Here is a 17270-nt window from a genome sequence, read left to right as displayed (position 1 = left end):
TTCCATCTCCCCCGCTCCCCCGCTCCCCCGCTCCCCCGCTCCCCCGCTCCCCTGCTCCCCCGCTCCCCCGCTCCCCCGCTCCCCATTCTTTATGCGCCCGATCTGCAAACGCGACCTCGCGAACAGCAAATAGCATTTCGCGAACAAAGGCGTTATGTGGCAAGACTTTCGCCCTTAGCCCGCCCCACTAGAGGGGAAGATAAACAAGAGCCTCTCACATTCCGCGACGATGGCAGCTATCTGATTGCTGGTGGTCTAGGCGGACTGGGGTTACTGGTGGCTCGTTTTCTAGTTACGCATGGGGCCAGGCACCTTGTGCTGGTCGGACGACGTGGTGCGAGGGAGGAGCAGCAAGCTCAATTAAGCGAACTAGAGCAACTGGGAGCTTCCGTGACAGTCGTACAAGCCGATATTGCCGATGCAGCACAACTAACCCGATCGCTTGCAGCAGCAACGTACCCACCATTACGGGGCGTTATTCACGCGGCAGGTACATTAAATGATGGGATTCTACAGCAGCAAAGTTGGCAAGCCTTTGAAGAAGTGATGGCTCCCAAGGTAGCAGGTGCGTGGAACCTACATACACTGACCAAAAATCAGCCTTTAGATTTCTTTGTCTTGTTCTCTTCCGCCACCTCTTTGCTCGGTAACGCTGGGCAAGCCAATCACGCTGCGGCAAACGCTTTTCTTGATGCGATCGCCTCTTATCGTCGCCACTTAGGGCTACCGAGCCTATCAATTAATTGGGGTACGTGGAGCGAAGTGGGAATTGCGGCTCGACTTGGACTAGATAAGTTGTCCAGCAAACAGGGAGAGGGAACCATTACCCTGGCACAGGGTTTGCAAATTCTCGACCAGTTGCTCAAAGACGAGAGTACGGTGCATCAAGTGGGTGTCATGCCGATCGACTGGCCACAATTCTTAGCAAGGCAATTGACTCCGCAGCCGTTCTTCAGCGATGTGATGAAGAATATTGACACCTCCGGTAAACTAACCTTGCAGGAGAGGGGCTCTCGCTCCCAAGCTTACGGGCATAATATTCGAGATCAATTAGAGAAAGCTCCGCCCAAAGAGGGTATGACTCTCTTGCAGGCTCATGTTCGGGAGCAGGTGGCCCTAGTTTTGGGAATAGACGCGAATACTCTACTGGCAAAGCAAGAGGTGGGCTTCTTTACCCTGGGAATGGATTCCCTGGCCTCTGTCGAGTTAAGAAACAGGTTACAAGCCAGTTTGGGTTGCTCTCTTTCTTCCACTTTGGCTTTAGACTATCCAACGCAACAGGCTCTCGTGAATTATCTTGCCGACGAATTGCTAGAAACACCTAAGCAGCTACAAAAGCCTGAATCTGATGAAGAAGATGAGATGTCGTCAATAGATGAGATAACGCAGTTGCTTGCCGCGAAACTAGAGATGGAACTGTGAACGAACCTGACGGTCAACGGAGTACCGTTAGACCGCAGGCTTCTATTTCCCTTTGTGCAAGGGCTTTTTTGAGTGACGAAGTTCCCCCGCCACTTTGATGAATTAGACCAATCTTTTTGATCAGCTTAGCCGAGTTTTCATCTCGGTCTAAAGACTCGCCGCATTGACAAGAATGCCACCGCTCCGACAATTCTTTCGGTACTTTATTGAGGCAATTCCAGCAATGCTGAGAAGTTCCCCTCGGATCGACGAACAAAACATTCTTACCCAATTTCCAGGCAACATACTTGAGGACATTGGCAAATTGACCGTGAGCAGCATCAAGCATTGATTTGTTTAGACCACTCTTGGCTGCTTGACCATTCGGCAAATAAACCAAGTTGCCATCTTCAATGTCTGTCTTGATTTTAGCGCGTCTTGTTAAATTCTTGATACTCAAATCTTCAACCACCAAAACATCACACTTGCCAAATAGTTCATGTGCTGTCTTGAATTGAAAATCAAGCCTCGCTCTAGCTACAAATTGATGCAGCCGAGAAATCTTGCTCTTGAGAATATGCCAAGACTTAGAGCCTTTGACTCTACTAGCCAACTTTGCCTGAAGTTTTGCTAATTTCTCAGCAGATTTCCTCAAGAATCTAGGATTCTCAATTCTTTCACCGTTGGAGAGGTAAACATAATTAGTGATTCCTAAGTCAATACCAAGAGTGTTTTCAGTAGTCGGTTGAATCTCTGCAACCGTCACGGGAACCGTTTTATCTTCTAACGTCAGGGCAATATACCACCCGTCTGCCTCTCTAATAACCGTCCCCGTCTTGACCTTGAATCCTGTTGGTATTGGGCGATGGAATACCATCGGCACTTGACCTATTTTGGCCAGGCATTGATAGGTGTTCTCGTGGATTCCCACCATCTAAACCTTTCGCCGAGGCGGTAGTTGTATTGCCTACGGCAGAGTTCTAGGTGGGTCGCAATCGTTGCCAACTGAGCTTTTGTGGGCTTGAGGCGGTATTTGTAGGTGAGTTGCATTGGAAACTTCCTTTCGGCGACTTAGAAGTGAATTCCCTGAAAGAGTGAATGAGTTTTACCGCACAAAAATCACAGTTTAAATGCGAAACAGCTTAGTTCGTATTTCATCGCTTCCTGTGGAGGTGTCACTGTTTCTGCACTTAGAGGTATATTGAAAATCAGGATGCTCCAGAAGATTGATCCACGGTAGTCGAGTCTAATTGTCGGCTTCCGTACCTCCATCCGACGAGCCTTTCATCCCTGCGGTAATTTATTCGGGGTACTTCGCGCAGCGCTCAGATTCATCCCCTCTAAATATACCGAGGGACTTCCCGGCTGTTAGTTAAGCACATGGATAAAAAACTAGAAATATACGAACGATTAGTCAAGCAATCCTATCACAAGATAGAGGCTCTGGAAGCTGAAGTTAACAGGTTGAAGGAGAGCCAACACGAACCGATCGCGATCGTTGGTATGGGCTGTCGATTTCCGGGTGCGAATAGTCCAGAAGAGTTCTGGCAGTTGTTGCGTGATGGGGTTGATGCTATTGGTGAGGTACCAAAAGACCGCTGGGATGTTGATGCCTATGTAGACGGAAATCTGGAAAGCGCAGACAAGATGTCAATTCGCTTTGGTGGGTTTGTCGAGCAACTTGAGGAGTTTGATGCTCAATTCTTTGGCATATCACCGCGAGAAGCGGTTTCTCTTGACCCACAGCAACGTTTGCTATTAGAGGTGACTTGGGAAGCACTGGAAAACGCAGCGGTGATTCCACCTTCGGCAACGGGCGTATTCGTTGGTATTAGTAACCTTGATTATCGTGAAATACTCTTGAAGCAAGGAGCAATTGATACTTATTTGGCTTCGGGTAATGCTCATAGTACAGCCAGTGGTCGCTTATCCTACTTTCTAGGTCTGACAGGCCCCTGTCTCTCAATAGATACGGCTTGTTCTTCGTCGTTGGTGGCTGTACATCAGTCACTGATAAGTCTGCGCCAGCGAGAATGTGACTTAGCGTTGGTTGGGGGAGTCTATCGGCTGATAGCGCCAGAGGAAAGTATCTCACTAGCAAAAGCCCGTATGTTGTCTCCCGATGGTCGTTGCAAAGTCTTTGATGCGTCGGCAAATGGGTATGTCCGAGCCGAAGGATGTGGCGCGATCGTGCTCAAGCGCTTGTCGGACGCACAAGCCGATGGGGACAACATCTTGGCGTTGATTCGCGGGTCAGCCATCAACCAAGACGGTCGCACGAGTGGCTTGACCGTTCCGAATGGCCCCCAACAAGCTGCCGTAATTCGCCAAGCGATCGCCAATAGCGGCATCACACCAAAACAAGTTAACTATATAGAAACTCATGGCACAGGAACTTCATTAGGAGATCCGATCGAAGTCGGCGCGTTGGGAACGATCTTTAATCAGCGATCGCAGCCTTTAATTATTGGTTCAGTCAAAACAAATATTGGCCATCTAGAAGCCGCAGCAGGGATTGCTGGACTGATTAAGGTCGTCCTTGCCATGCAGTATGGCGAAATCCCGCCTAATTTACACTTTCACCAGCCCAGTCCTCGCATTAACTGGGAGCGATTGCCGATCGCCATCCCAACAGAACGCACAGCTTGGCCTGCGGGCGATCGCTTCGCCGGGATCAGTTCTTTCGGTTTTAGTGGCACCAATGCTCATGTCGTGTTAGAGGAAGCCCCAAAAATAGAGCCGTCTACTGTAGAGATTCATTCAAAGCAGCGTGTTCTTACCTTATCAGCAGAGACACCTCAAGCACTACAAGAACTTGCTCGGCGTTATGTGACTTATCTAACTAAAAACTTGCAGGAGAGTCTGGCGGATATTTGCTTTACAGCCAACACAGGGCGCAAACATTTTAAACATCGCTTTGCCGCAGTAGCAGAGTCTAAAACGCAGTTGCGCCAGCAATTGGAAACGTTTGCGCGATCGGGAGAGGGGCTCTTTGAGGCGACCTCTCTCTCAAAAATAGCTTTTCTCTTTACAGGTCAAGGCTCGCAGTATGTAGGAATGGGGCAAGAACTTTATGAGAGCCAACCTACCTTCAGGCAAACGATCGATCGCTGCGATCGGATTTTGCGATCGCATTTGGGCAAGTCGATCCTCTCAATACTCTATCCCAGCCAAGAGATGGGACTGGACGCAACATCCCAAATTGATGAAACGGCTTATACTCAACCCGCTCTTTTCGCTCTCGAATATGCACTGGTGCAGTTGTGGCGCTCGTGGGGCATTGAGCCTGATGTGGTGATGGGGCATAGTGTGGGAGAATATGTGGCCGCTTGTGTGGCGGGTGTCTTTTCTTTAGAGGATGGTCTCAAACTGATTGCGGAAAGAGGCCGTCTGATGCAAGAATTGCCTCGCGATGGGGCGATGGTATCGGTGATGGCCAATAAATCGCGCATAGAGCAAGCGATCGCACCTTTGGGCCGAGAGGTTTCTATTGCGGCCATCAATGGCCCAGAGAGTGTGGTTATCTCTGGTAAAAGGGAGACATTACAACAGATTACCCAACAGTTAGTTGCCGAAGGCATCAAGACACGCCAACTAACTGTTTCTCACGCCTTTCACTCGCCATTGATGGAGCCAATGTTAGGTCAATTCCGCCGAGTTGCCAACACAATCACCTATCAACCACCGCAGCTCAACCTAATCTCGAATGTCACAGGCCGACGAATATATGAAGAAATCGCCACTCCCGATTACTGGGTGAGACATTTGCAAGAGGCTGTCCGTTTTGCGGATGGGGTTAAGGTGTTACACGAACAGAATGTCAATTTCGCGATCGAAATCGGCCCCAAACCCACACTGCTTGGCATGGTTGAGTTACAAAGTTCTGAGAATTCATCCTCTGCGCCAATGATGATGATGCCCAGTTTGCGCGAGCATCGTAGCGACTGGCAGCAGATGTTGGAGAGCTTGAGTCAACTCTATCTACATGGTGTTGAGATTGACTGGATCGGTTTTGATAAAGACTATGTGCGACATAAAGTTGTCCTGCCGACATACCCCTGGCAGCGGCAGCGTTACTGGGTAGAATCAGCCCAACAGAAGCACGCCGCTAAAAGCCTGCATCCTCTACTCGACAGGTGCATGAAACTGCCGCGTCACAACGAAACAATCTTTGAGAAAGAATTTAGTCTAGAGACATTGCCCTTTCTTGATGACTATCGCATTTATGGTGCAGTTGTGTTGCCAAGTGCAAGCTATCTATCAATGCTACTGAGTATTGCCGAGTCATATACAAATGGTCATTTAAGAGGAGGGAATAGTGCAAAGCAAACTACCTATTTGCTAAAAGATGTTACCTTCCCTTTACCTCTGGCGATCGCTGATGAAGCGAGTCGCACAGTGCAAGTCGCCTGTTCTCCCTCTAATGCTGCGCTAAACAAGCGTGGCAACGAGACACAATTTGAATTGTTTAGCTTTGCTGAGGATGTACCTGAGAGCAACAGTACAGATGCTAATTTTGAGACACCCGTCACCCATGCCAACGGGCAATTTAAGCTTGAAGATACAGTGCCTCCTAGAGTGGAGCTAGAAGAAATACAAGCACGTTGCCCGCAGGAAATCGATCGCAACCTTTTCTATCAAACATTCACAGACAAAGGTCTGGTTTTTGGCCCTCGTTTTCGCTGGTTAGAAAAAGTATGGATAGGCAATGGAGAAGCCTTGGCGCGTCTGCAAAAACCGGAAAGCATTGAATCGTTCAACGGATATGTAATTCATCCCGGTTTGTTGGATGCCTGTACGCAAGTGCCATTTGCTATTTCGTCTGGCGATGAAAATGGGAAATCAGAAACGACAGTGCCCTTTGCGCTGAAGGAACTACGTTGTTATCAGCCTGCAAGCGGACAAACGTGGTGGGTTCATGCCACAGAAAAAAATAGATACACATGGGAAGTTTCTCTGTTTGATGAGAGTGGGCAAGCGATCGCGGAATTTGTAGGGTTAGAAGCTCGTGTTGCTATGCCCGAAGCCTTGCAAGGGGTAGACTTTTGGCATGACTGGCTCTATACCGTCGATTGGCGATCGCAACCTCTACTAATCTCGGAGGGGCTGGATGTTAATAAAACAGGTGCAGAAACGTGGCTTCTTTTTGCACAACCCGAAGGAATAGGGGCGGACTTGGCAGCACATTTGCAGAGCCAAGGAAAGCGGTGTATTTTTGTAGTGCCTGGGCGTGAGTATACTGTTACCGAGCAACACATTACACGCGCTGGACATCTTGGTGATGTCGCCCTCGATGGTGTGACAAAATTAACAACAGTTGTCACACTTAATCCCGCTTTTCTTAATGACTATAAATGTTTTTTGGAAACTCTGACAGACAGTGGATCGCCTTGTCAATATGTACTCTATCTGTGGAATCGTCACGATCTAACAAATGTTTTTAATAATTTGATAGTGCCAGATATCGTCCTAAACTTATGTGGTGGTCTTCTTCATTTGGTACAAGCCCTCAGCGAGATAGAGTGGGCACCCAAACTATGGTTAATTACACAAAATAGTCAAGCGGTTGGTGATGACTTAGCGAATTTACAGATCGAACAAGCACCCTTATGGGCATTGAGTCGAACCATCCGTGCCGAACATCCTGAATTTGATTGTCGTTGTTTGGATTTTGATACGCTCTCAAATGGAGTACCACTCTTATTGAACGAGCTGCAAGCCACAGAAGGTGAATCTCAAATTGCTTACCGCCAAGGAATACGATATGTTGCAAGGTTGATTCGTTATCAAGTAGAAAATCACGCGCTGATTCAAACAGAAATCAAGCCCGATGGAGGCTATCTGATCGCAGGTGGATTAGGCGGACTGGGATTGCAAGTGGCACTTGCACTTGCGGATGCTGGGGCAAAACACTTAATTCTCAACAGTCGCCGTGCTACGCTCTCAAACGAAGCCCAGTCGATTATCGACCGACTACGCCAAGAGGATGTTAGGGTTGATTTGATTGTTGCAGATATCTCTGATGCGGCAGATTGCGAACGACTTTTAATAGAAAGTCAGAGCAAGACCTCTATCCAAGGGATTGTCCACGCGGCGGGTGTTCTGGATGATGGCATCCTGATCCAACAAAATCGAGAGCGTTTTCAAAAGGTGATGGCGGCAAAGGTAGGCGGAGCTTGGCATCTGCACCAACAGAGCCAAACCCTCGACTTAGATTTCTTTGTCGCGTTCTCGTCTGTTGCGTCGCTCATAGAAGAGCCAGGACAAGCTAATTACGCCGCAGCCAATGCGTTTTTGGATTCATTAATGTATTATCGTCACGCCAGGGGCTCCAATAGCTTGAGTATCAACTGGGGGGCTTGGGCAGAAGTGGGGATGGCAGCTAATTTATCATTTGAAAAACAGGGAATCGCGGCAATTCCTCCAAAGCAAGGAGAGCATATTCTCGTCGAACTTATTCAAAAACTTAATAAGCATACAATCCCCCAAGTTGCTGTACAACCGACGAATTGGGCAGAATATCTATCTTATGTTGGCGGCATGAATATGCCATTTTATGAATACTTTGCACACCACTTGCGTAGCGAAGAAGAAACCAAGTTGCGGCAAATAGCAGGTAGCACCTCAAATAAAGTTAGTCTGCGGCAACAGCTTCAAACACTCCCGGAGACAGAGCGCGATGCCCTTTTGATGGAACATCTTGAAAAAACAGCACTCAAAGTTCTCGGTTTTGCTTCTAATCAAAAAATCGATCCTTCTCAGGGATTAATGAATATGGGACTGGACTCTTTGATGGCGGTTGAATTTCGGAATCAGTTGATATGTAGTTTGGAACGCCCTCTGCCAGCCACTCTGCTCTTTAATTGTCCAACACTTAATTCATTACATGACTACCTAGTAGCAAAAATGTTTGATGATGATGCTTCTATGCAAAAGGCAGAGCAAATGGCGCAACCAGCAGCACAGACAGCAGACAGCATATCAATAGAATCCAAAATAGATGATAATGAAAGCGTGGATGACATTGCGCGAATGCTGGCACAAGCACTCGATATGGGGTAAAGCTAGGGTTCGTGCAACGAGGGGCAACTCTAGATTGAAATCAAGAGGCTGTATGAGTTTCAGCCATTGCTATAAGCCTTCCAGGTTATTTTTTGCCGAAAGTGACACAAGAAGGTTAAGTTTGCTTTTGTACAGTGAGTGAAGAAGGGAAACCCAAAAGATATCACATCGGTTCTAAAAGAATTATCTCATAAATCACCGATTATGCGATCGCGTATCGTGTCCAGATTCTTTTGCTATACAACTTCTTTAACCTGGACATCATTTATGGAACGCAGCACTAAGAAAGTCGAAATTGATATAATTCCTGATAAATTTCATCGCAACGTTCACAAATATTGACAAGATGTAGCGGCAACGGCTCATCCTTAGCCTGATAGGGGAGAAAATTGGTAGAGCTTGCTACGGTGCTGTACCAAGGGGCTAGTTTTTCGTTCAACTCGACCTCCATGGGGGGCCAACTGAGCATAGCCTCAGTAAACTCAACCCCTACAGCCTGACAAAGCTTGGAGAGCATTCGCGGCGGATCGTTGAGCAGGTCATGTGCATCTATGACAGGCGGGATTGCTCCGCTCTTTTGATGTACATAGTCAAACAGCCGTTTTAATTCGATCCAGCCTGTTTCTTCAAAGGTAAAATGCGGCACAATCTTATGAAAAGATAAGAGCATTTCTTTGGGTTGGCGAATCAGAAAGCAGTTGGTGAAGGGCAAGATCCACTCAAGCCCCATTATCTCTTCGATTAAATGATACGCTTGATGCTTCTGATAGCAAATCGATTTCCCTTCGGGCAGGGGAGCCTTTAACAGCTCGATGATGTATTGCAAATTCTCTTCGGGTACGGGAGCCTTTAACCGCTCAATAACGTATTGCCAATCTGTGTAGGGCATTTGGCTAGAATCAAGATCCGCCCAAGTAAAGCCCAGATCCTTGCCTTTGATAAAGAGATAGGGAAAGGAGAGAATTTCATCAAAGACAGCGGTATCTGACCGACTCGACCAGGCTTGTAGCAACACTGTACCAAAACTGCGTGGCACAGACCACATTGCGATGCGTTTTTCTTGCATGATATGCTCCTTTACATAAGAATTACGACTTAACTTGCGTTTACTCTTCCGCAGGCTCAGCATATTTTTTAAGATAATTAACCCACTGTGCCAAACATTTGAAAAACGTTAGTCACGATACCATAAATCGTTACTTAAGAAAAGAAAATTTTACGGCAGATACGAACTTCGGCTCACCCCGTTAATGAATAAGAAAAGCTTATAATTGACGGGCGCGATCGCCTAATTTCAGACTCCACATTACCCCAGCGACGACTTTTGCAAGAGGTGTAATCAATGAATAATTTGCCAGAGAATCAGGTGACTTCTATAGTCAAGAAAGCATTGAATAAAATAGAGGAGCTACAAGCCGAGCTTGAACGTTTAAAATACGCGCAACGAGAACCCATTGCCATTATCGGAATGAGTTGTCGATTTCCGGGTGCGGATACGCCCGAAGAATTATGGCAACTGTTACGCAATGGGGTTGACGCAATTAGTGAGATTCCCAAAACCCGTTGGGATGTGGATAAATATTACGATCCGATGCCAGCCACACCGAACAAAATGTACGCACGCCATGCTGGTCTTCTGAAGCAGATCGATGGGTTCGATCCCGACTTTTTTCGTATCTCCGCGCGCGAGGCCGTTAGCTTAGACCCACAACAACGGCTGCTTTTGGAGGTGAGTTGGGAAGCATTAGAACGCGCTGGGCTGACAGGCAATGGCCTTAGTAAACAGACAGGGGTCTTTGTTGGCATCAGTGATTGCGATTATCGCGATCTGATTATGCGTAATAGTTCCGAACTAGATGTCTACTCTGGTTCTGGTAACTGCCATAGTACAGCCAGCGGTCGTCTATCCTATTATTTGGGACTTACTGGCCCCAATCTGGCTCTTGATACCGCCTGTTCATCCTCTTTGGTTTCTGTGGCATTGGCCGTCAAGAGCCTGCGTCAACAGGACTGCGATTTGGCCTTGGCGGGTGGTGTACAGACACAATTGGCACCGGATGGCTTTATCAGAGCCTGCCGATCGCGTATGTTGTCGCCTGATGGACGCTGCAAAACATTTGATGTGCGGGCAGATGGTTATGTCCGTGCTGAGGGATGTGGCATGGTAGTTCTCAAACGCCTATCCGATGCCATTACCGACAAGGACAATATCCTTGCCTTGATTCGTGGTGTCGCGGTCAATCACGATGGCTACACGAGTGGCTTAACCGTACCCAGCGGTCCTTCACAACAGGCGGTTATCCGGCAGGCATTAGCGGATGGTGGGCTACACCCAGATAAAATTAGCTACATCGAGGCACATGGCACAGGTACGTCATTAGGCGATCCCATCGAAATGGGTGCGCTTGGGCAAGTCTTTGGTCAACGCTCACAGCCGCTTATTATCGGTTCGGTCAAGACAAATATCGGTCATACTGAGGCTGCTGCTGGCATTGCTGGCCTGATCAAGGTTGTACTCTCAATGCAGCACGGTGAAATCCCACCAAACCTACACTTCCACCAGCCCAATCCTTACATTGACTGGGAGCGATCGCCAGTCAGCATCCCAACAGAAACAACATCTTGGTCTAGCAGCGATCGTTTTGCAGGAGTCAGTAGCTTTGGCTTTAGTGGCACAAACTCTCATATCGTACTAGAGAAAGCTCCAAACATAGAGCAACCTACTAATGATATTAATCAAACGCAGCATATTTTAACCTTATCTGCAAAAACACCCGCAGCCCTGCCAGAACTGGCTCAGCGTTATGCGGCTCAGATAGAAACCTATCCCGATGTTCGTCTGGCGGATATTTGTTTCACGGCGCATACAGGGCGCAAACATTTTAAACATAGGTTTGCGGTAGTTACGGAATCTCAAGAGCAACTGCGTTTGCAATTGGCAGCGATCGCGCGATCGCGGGGTGGGGAGCGAGAAGTCAAATCCTTACCAAAGATCGCCTTTCTTTTTACAGGCCAAGGCTCACAGTATGTGGGAATGGGTCGCCAACTTTACGAAACGCAACCTACATTCCGAGAAGCACTCGACCATTGTGACGACATCTTGCGTGCTGGCGCATATCTCGACCAGTCACTAATTTCGATTCTCTACCCAGAGGGAAAATCAGAAACCATTCACCAAACCGCTTATACTCAGCCCGCGCTTTTCGCTTTCGAGTATGCGATCGCGCAATTGTGGCGATCGTGGGGCATCAAACCAGATGTGGTGATGGGGCATAGTGTGGGTGAATATGTGGCCGCTTGTGTGGCGGGCATCTTTTCTTTAGAGGATGGCCTTAAACTCATCGCTACTCGTGGTCGTCTGATGCAAGCGCTACCTCAAGACGGAGCAATGGTTTCTTTCTTGGTAGATGAAGCTCGCATACAGGAGGCGATTACGCCTTACCGAGACGATGTGTCAATTGCAGCGATTAATGGGCGAGAAAGCGTGGTTGTCTCTGGCAAACGCATCTCTGTGATGGCAATTGCTGAACAACTCGCAACCGTTGGCATTAAGACACGCCAACTGACGGTATCCCATGCCTTCCACTCCCCACTCATGGCTCCCATATTGGATGAGTTCCGCCAGGTGGCAGCCAGCATCACCTATCACAAGCCGAATTTGCTGCTTGTCTCCAATGTCACAGGGAAAGTGGCGATCGCTGAAATCACCAGACCAGATTACTGGGTACGCCATGTGCGTGAGGCAGTGCGCTTTGCCGATGGGGTGAGGACGCTCCACGAACAGGGTATCAATATCTTTCTCGAAATCGGTTCCACAGCCACCCTGCTGGGTATGGCGCTGCGAGCAAGTGAGGAAGAGTCAACTGCCCCAGAAGGGACTGCTACTTGCTACTTGCCCAGTTTGCGCGAAAGCCAGAACGACTCGCAGCAGATGCTCTCTAGTCTGGGTGAGTTGTACGTGCATGGGGCTGACATTGATTGGGACGCATTTAATCGGGGATATCAACGACGCAAGGTGGTATTGCCAACCTATCCGTTTCAGCGACAACGTTATTGGCTTCCCGACTCTAATTTGGCACCAACCCAGTCAGCACAAAGCTTCGATCTTTCCAGTGCATCAGATCCCCTTCAACAAGCTCAGGACACTGCATCGCCACAAAATCATGGCGCGGTGTCCACTTTACTGATGGAATATTTGCAAGAAGGTGATGTCCACTCTTTGGTGGCGCTTTTGGACGGCGATCGCAAACTCTCTCCTGCTGAACGAGTTGCATTACCAACTATTTTGGAGCATTTGGTAGAGGAACAGCAGCGACAGGCAAGCTTGACCACAAATAGTCAAACACTTTTACAAAAAATAAGTCAAACTTCGCATCAGGAACGATATGAGATATTAAAGAACATTATCAAATCTGAAATCGAACCGATTATAGGAAGTGTTCCCGCCGACGAACAGAGGTTCTCCGATTTAGGAATTGATTCGTTGATGGCGGTCGAACTACGTAATAAGCTACGTTCTAGCACAGGGTTGGAACTGCCAGTGGCGATGGTTTTTGACTATCCCACGATTAAGCAGCTAGCCAGTTTCTTACTCGAAAGAATTGTGCCACAGGCAGACCAAGAGGAGGTTCTCATCGAATCCTCGGTTACTTCAAAACAGGACGCATTGGTTGAGGTGCAGTCTTTTGCACTCACCGAGCTGGGCTTGTCCCCTGCTTCCCTTCCCCTGCATCTTTATCCATGGACGGTTCGACCCGCAGTCATGGCAGATGTAGCAAGACTAAGCCAGCTTGAAAGGGAGGCGTATGGCTGGATTGGAGAAGATGCGATCGCGCCTCCCAAGCTCATTGCCGATCGGATCGATTTGCTCAACAGTGGTAATATGCCCTGGTTCTGGGTAATGGAGCGTAATGGAGAGTTGGGCGCGTGGCAGGTGCTACAACCAACATCTGTCGATCCATATACTTATGGAAGTTGGGACGAAGTGACTGACCAAGGGAGACTGCAAAAAACGTTCGATCCGAGTGGCCGCAATGTGTATATTGTCGCGGGCGGTTCTAGCAAACACTTCCCCACAGTAGCCAGCTACCTAATGACGCTTCAGACTTTGTTGATGCTGCGGGAAACTCGTCGTGACACAATTTTTGTCTGCCTAGCAATGCCAGGTTATGCCAAATACCACATTCAAACAGGGAAATCACCCGAAGAGTACATTGCGCTGACTGACAAGGATGGCATACCCATCGACGAGTTTATTGCACTTTCTGTCTATGACTGGCCTGTGCTCCCATCGTTTCGTGTTCTGCGAGATGGTTATCCACCTGACCGAGATTCTGGTGGTCATGCGGTTAGTACGGTTTTCAAGCTGAATGATTTCGATGCCGCGATCGAAGAAACATATCGTCGTATTATCCGCCATGCCGATGTGCTTGGTCTCGAAAGAAAGTAAGGTCTGAAAAAGTAAGGTCTGAATTTTGACTAGGCTTAGTGATGCAATTGATACGTACACAGTAATGGCCTGTATCTTTACCCATTACCATTCGCCATTTATAGATTAATAGAGGGTTTTATGACTAAAAAACAGGTAGATACATTAGCGATACACGCTCATCTCTTTACGATGCAGGGAACTGGTGTGGGGTATATTGCCGATGGGGCGATCGCGGTTGAGGGTAGCCGTATTGTAGCAGTTGATTCGACGGAGGCGTTGCTGAGTCGTTTTGAAAGCCACAAAACGATCGATGCGGTGAATTGTGCGGTGTTGCCTGGATTGATTGATGCTCACATACACACGACTTGTTCTCTTCTGCGTGGGGTAGCACAAGATGTAACCAATTGGCTGATGGACGCGACAATGCCTTATGGACTTCAGATGACACCCGCAGCGAACATAGCCGGGACGCGCTTGAGTGTGTTGGAAGGGCTGAAGGCAGGCACAACCACATTCGGCGATTCTGAGTCTCTTTACCCCCTCTGGGGAGAGTTTTTCGATGAAATTGGGGTACGTGCCATTCTGTCTCCTGCGTTTAACGCATTCCCACTCGACTGGTCGGAATGGAAGGAGGGAGACATCTATCCCTTTGATGTAAAGGCGGGGCGGCGGGCGATGGCAGAGGCTGTGGACTTTGCCTGTGCATGGAATGGAGCGGCAGAGGGACGTATCACCACGATGTTGGGACTACAGGCGGCGGATATGGTGCCGCTTGAGATGCTACGTGAAGCCAAGGAGATTGCACAACGGGAAAGCTTAATGCTGCATATTCATGTGGCGCAGGGCGAGCGGGAAACTGAACAAATTGTAAAGCGATATGGTAAGCGTCCGATCGCTTTTCTGGATGAGATTGGCTACTTGGACGAACAGTTGCTAGCGGTTCACCTGACAGATGCCACAGATGAAGAAGCGATACAAGTGGCCAAAAGTGGCGCTAGCATGGCACTCTGTTCGGGTGCTATTGCCATTATCGACGGTCTCGTGCCGCCCGCACACATCTTTCGGCAAGCAGGCGGCCCCGTTGCGATCGGTTCCGATCAAGCCTGCGGCAACAACTGTTGTAACATCTTCAATGAGATGAAACTGACCGCCTTATTCAACAAAATAAAATATCAAGACCCAACGATTATGCCTGCCTGGGAAGTGTTACGTATGGCGACCATTGAAGGAGCGCGGGCGATTGGTTTAGATCGCAAGATTGGCTCGCTTGAAGTAGGCAAAGAAGCCGATCTGATTTTAATTGATCTTACCGCTCCGAATCTCTCACCAACCCTGCTCGATCCAATTCGCAATCTCGTACCCAACTTCGTGTACGCTGCTTCAGGACATGAAGTTAAAAGTGTCATGGTTGCGGGAAAACTGTTAGTGGAAGACTACCAAGTTCTCACGGTAAATGAGGACGCTATTCTCGCTGAAGCGCAAGCGCAAGCGCAACAGCTTGAGCAACGGGTAAAAGCTGATTCCGCTCACCAAAAACTGGTATTGATGGAAGCGATGGCAAAGGGTACGTTATAGTATAAATGCCGATCTGCAACAACATTTCTGAATCAAAACTGGAGGAAAACCCAATGACTGTATATGAAAATAAGCTAGGTAGTTATAAAACAAATCAAGATGCCCTATTATCTGCGAAAAATCTCGAAGAATGGCATTTAATTGGACTTCTAGACCATTCAATAGATGCGGTAATCGTACCGAATTATTTTCTTGACCAAGAGTGTGCGATCATCGCCGAGAGAATAAAAAAGAGTAAGTATTTTAGCGCTTATCCCGATCACCCATCAGTTAGTCGATTAGGACAAGAGTTGTTTGAATGTGGTGAAAGTGAGCTTGCATTAGAAAAGCAGCAGGAAAAAGCACCTACATTGATGAAAGAAATGCGGAGGCTGATACATCCATACATAAGTCCAATTGATAGACTGAGGGTTGAACTTGATGATATTTGGAGTTATGGTTGCCATCTTGCAAAACTTGGGGATAAAAAAGTATTTGCTGGGATAGTTAGAGAGCATAAAGAAGATAGCCCTGGTGTACCACATTGTGATGTAATGGGATGGGGTTTTCTCAAATCCTATAAAGATAAGCCGAATCTTATAAATAACATCGCGGCAAATGTATATTTAAAAATGTCTGAATCAGGAGGGGAAATAGTGCTTTGGGATGAATGGCCAACTCAAAGCGAATATAAGATAGAACGAAATATAGACGATCCAGCTAGTGTCGGTGATAGCAAAAAGATCGGACAACCAAAACTTGAGATCAGACCGAACCAGGGAGATTTAATTCTTTTCAATTCAATGAGAATTCATGCGGTAAAAAAGATAAAAACGGGTGTGCGTATGACATGGGGATGTTTGATTGGATACTCTGGAACTGATGACCCGCTTGTTATTTGGACTTAATATTTAATTTCTTCGGATCAATACTTCGGACAGTTTTTAATATGCAACGGTAGAATGCGGGTTGTAGACTCCAAGATCGTCGCGTAGGCGTGGCAAGACATGGCCCCGGCGCAGAAGTGGGGGTTTGTTTTGCCCAACAGAGTACAACGCGAGCGCGGATTTCCGCGTTTTTGCTTATCTACGGCTTAACTTGCTAGAATATTCAAGGGCTTGGGGGGCGATCGCATACTCATACACTAATTATTATCTTCAAAAATTAATTAATAATTTCTCCTTTGTTACTGGCCAACTTTTCACGCCATTTTTGGAGATCTTCAGGTGTTTGTCTCACCCAATCTGTTACCTCGCCAACGATTTTTAATGGTGCGAGTGAGCGATAGGAGCGCGTTGGATTGCCCGGAAATTTTTTGTCTGTAACATTCGGGTCATTTTCAAACCCCCCTGTCGGTTCAACGATATAAACTCGTTCCCGTCCTTCGCCTTTTGCTAATGCAGCAGCAAGTCCCGCCCCATTAACAAGGGCTGTGAAATAAATGTGATTCATTTTGAGTTCGAGTTTGTAATTAGAACTGCCTCCGGCTGTCAGCAAATCGCCCACTTGCAAATCTGCTTTCGTCCCATGATAAAAGGGGCCTTTGTCAGAAGGTTTATCCTTAAACGAAGTTGCTAATTCATAATTCTTTTTTGCCTTGTCAGGTTCGTGTAAGTCCTCATAGCATTTGGCAATGTTTGAATATAGAGAAGGGAAAGCACTTTTAACAGTGTCGTTATTTATTTTTAATGCCAACTGCAAAGCTGTTTCGAGCCATTTTAATTTGTCGGAAACATCTTTTTGATATCGAGCTACATAATGGGCTGAAATAAATTTTTCAAAGTCGTATGTCGCTTCGTTCCAGGCTTGAAGAAACAGTTTA

General features: G+C 47.5%; 9 protein-coding genes. 5 read left to right on the top strand and 4 right to left on the bottom strand.

Translation table 11 applies throughout. The features are described 5' to 3' along the window. Nucleotides 1-156: 156 nt before the first annotated feature. Nucleotides 157-1422: a beta-ketoacyl reductase gene (locus tag OSCIL6407_RS0103460; protein WP_071592440.1), complete on the top strand. Its 1266-nt coding sequence runs from the start codon at nt 157-159 to the stop codon at nt 1420-1422. Between the two features lie 13 nt (nt 1423-1435). On the opposite strand, the gene OSCIL6407_RS0103455 is transcribed toward OSCIL6407_RS0103460, so the two are convergent. Together OSCIL6407_RS0103455 and OSCIL6407_RS38275 are read right to left on the bottom strand one after the other, a co-directional pair. Continuing rightward, entirely contained in the window at nt 1436-2335 is a 900-nt protein-coding gene (locus OSCIL6407_RS0103455) for an RNA-guided endonuclease InsQ/TnpB family protein (RefSeq protein WP_007357798.1), read from the bottom strand. After that, nucleotides 2290-2451 (bottom strand): helix-turn-helix domain-containing protein, encoded by a 162-nt coding sequence (locus OSCIL6407_RS38275; protein WP_083811334.1) that lies wholly within the window; start codon nt 2449-2451, stop codon nt 2290-2292. Before OSCIL6407_RS38275 ends, OSCIL6407_RS0103455 begins: the two co-directional genes overlap by 46 nt. Nucleotides 2452-2781: 330 nt before the next feature. Here OSCIL6407_RS38275 and OSCIL6407_RS0103450 point away from each other — a divergent pair, with 330 nt between their 5' ends. Further along, nucleotides 2782-8463, top strand: a complete 5682-nt coding sequence (locus OSCIL6407_RS0103450; protein WP_007357797.1) for a type I polyketide synthase — start codon at nt 2782-2784, stop codon at nt 8461-8463. A gap of 280 nt (nt 8464-8743) precedes the next feature. Here OSCIL6407_RS0103450 and OSCIL6407_RS0103445 read toward each other — a convergent pair whose 3' ends face one another. Further along, nucleotides 8744-9529, bottom strand: a complete 786-nt coding sequence (locus OSCIL6407_RS0103445) for a sulfotransferase-like domain-containing protein (protein WP_007357796.1) — start codon at nt 9527-9529, stop codon at nt 8744-8746. Between the two features lie 276 nt (nt 9530-9805). On the opposite strand from OSCIL6407_RS0103445, the gene OSCIL6407_RS0103440 reads away from it, so the two are divergent. The 3 genes from OSCIL6407_RS0103440 to OSCIL6407_RS0103430 all read left to right on the top strand — a co-directional run bounded on the left by OSCIL6407_RS0103440 (nt 9806) and on the right by OSCIL6407_RS0103430 (nt 16356). Continuing rightward, nucleotides 9806-13912: a type I polyketide synthase gene (locus OSCIL6407_RS0103440; protein ID WP_007357795.1), complete on the top strand. Its 4107-nt coding sequence runs from the start codon at nt 9806-9808 to the stop codon at nt 13910-13912. Between the two features lie 120 nt (nt 13913-14032). Then, nucleotides 14033-15469 carry an amidohydrolase family protein gene (locus OSCIL6407_RS0103435; RefSeq protein WP_007357794.1) on the top strand — a complete coding sequence of 479 codons (1437 nt, stop codon included), beginning with the start codon at nt 14033-14035 and terminating at the stop codon, nt 15467-15469. A 53-nt stretch (nt 15470-15522) separates the two neighbouring features. Beyond that, on the top strand, nt 15523-16356 hold the full coding sequence (locus OSCIL6407_RS0103430; RefSeq protein ID WP_007357793.1) for a 2OG-Fe(II)-dependent halogenase WelO5 family protein: 834 nt from the start codon (nt 15523-15525) through the stop codon (nt 16354-16356). Between the two features lie 256 nt (nt 16357-16612). Here the strand turns inward: OSCIL6407_RS0103430 and arr are convergent, their stop codons facing one another. After that, nucleotides 16613-17083, bottom strand: a complete 471-nt coding sequence (arr, locus tag OSCIL6407_RS38270; protein WP_407635873.1) for an NAD(+)--rifampin ADP-ribosyltransferase — start codon at nt 17081-17083, stop codon at nt 16613-16615. Nucleotides 17084-17270: the final 187 nt, after the last annotated feature.

The organism is Kamptonema formosum PCC 6407, from assembly GCF_000332155.1.
GTDB classification, from domain to species: Bacteria; Cyanobacteriota; Cyanobacteriia; order Cyanobacteriales; family Microcoleaceae; genus Kamptonema; species Kamptonema formosum.
Note: the sequence above shows the minus strand (reverse complement) of the source record. Positions and strands in the feature narration are given on the sequence as shown.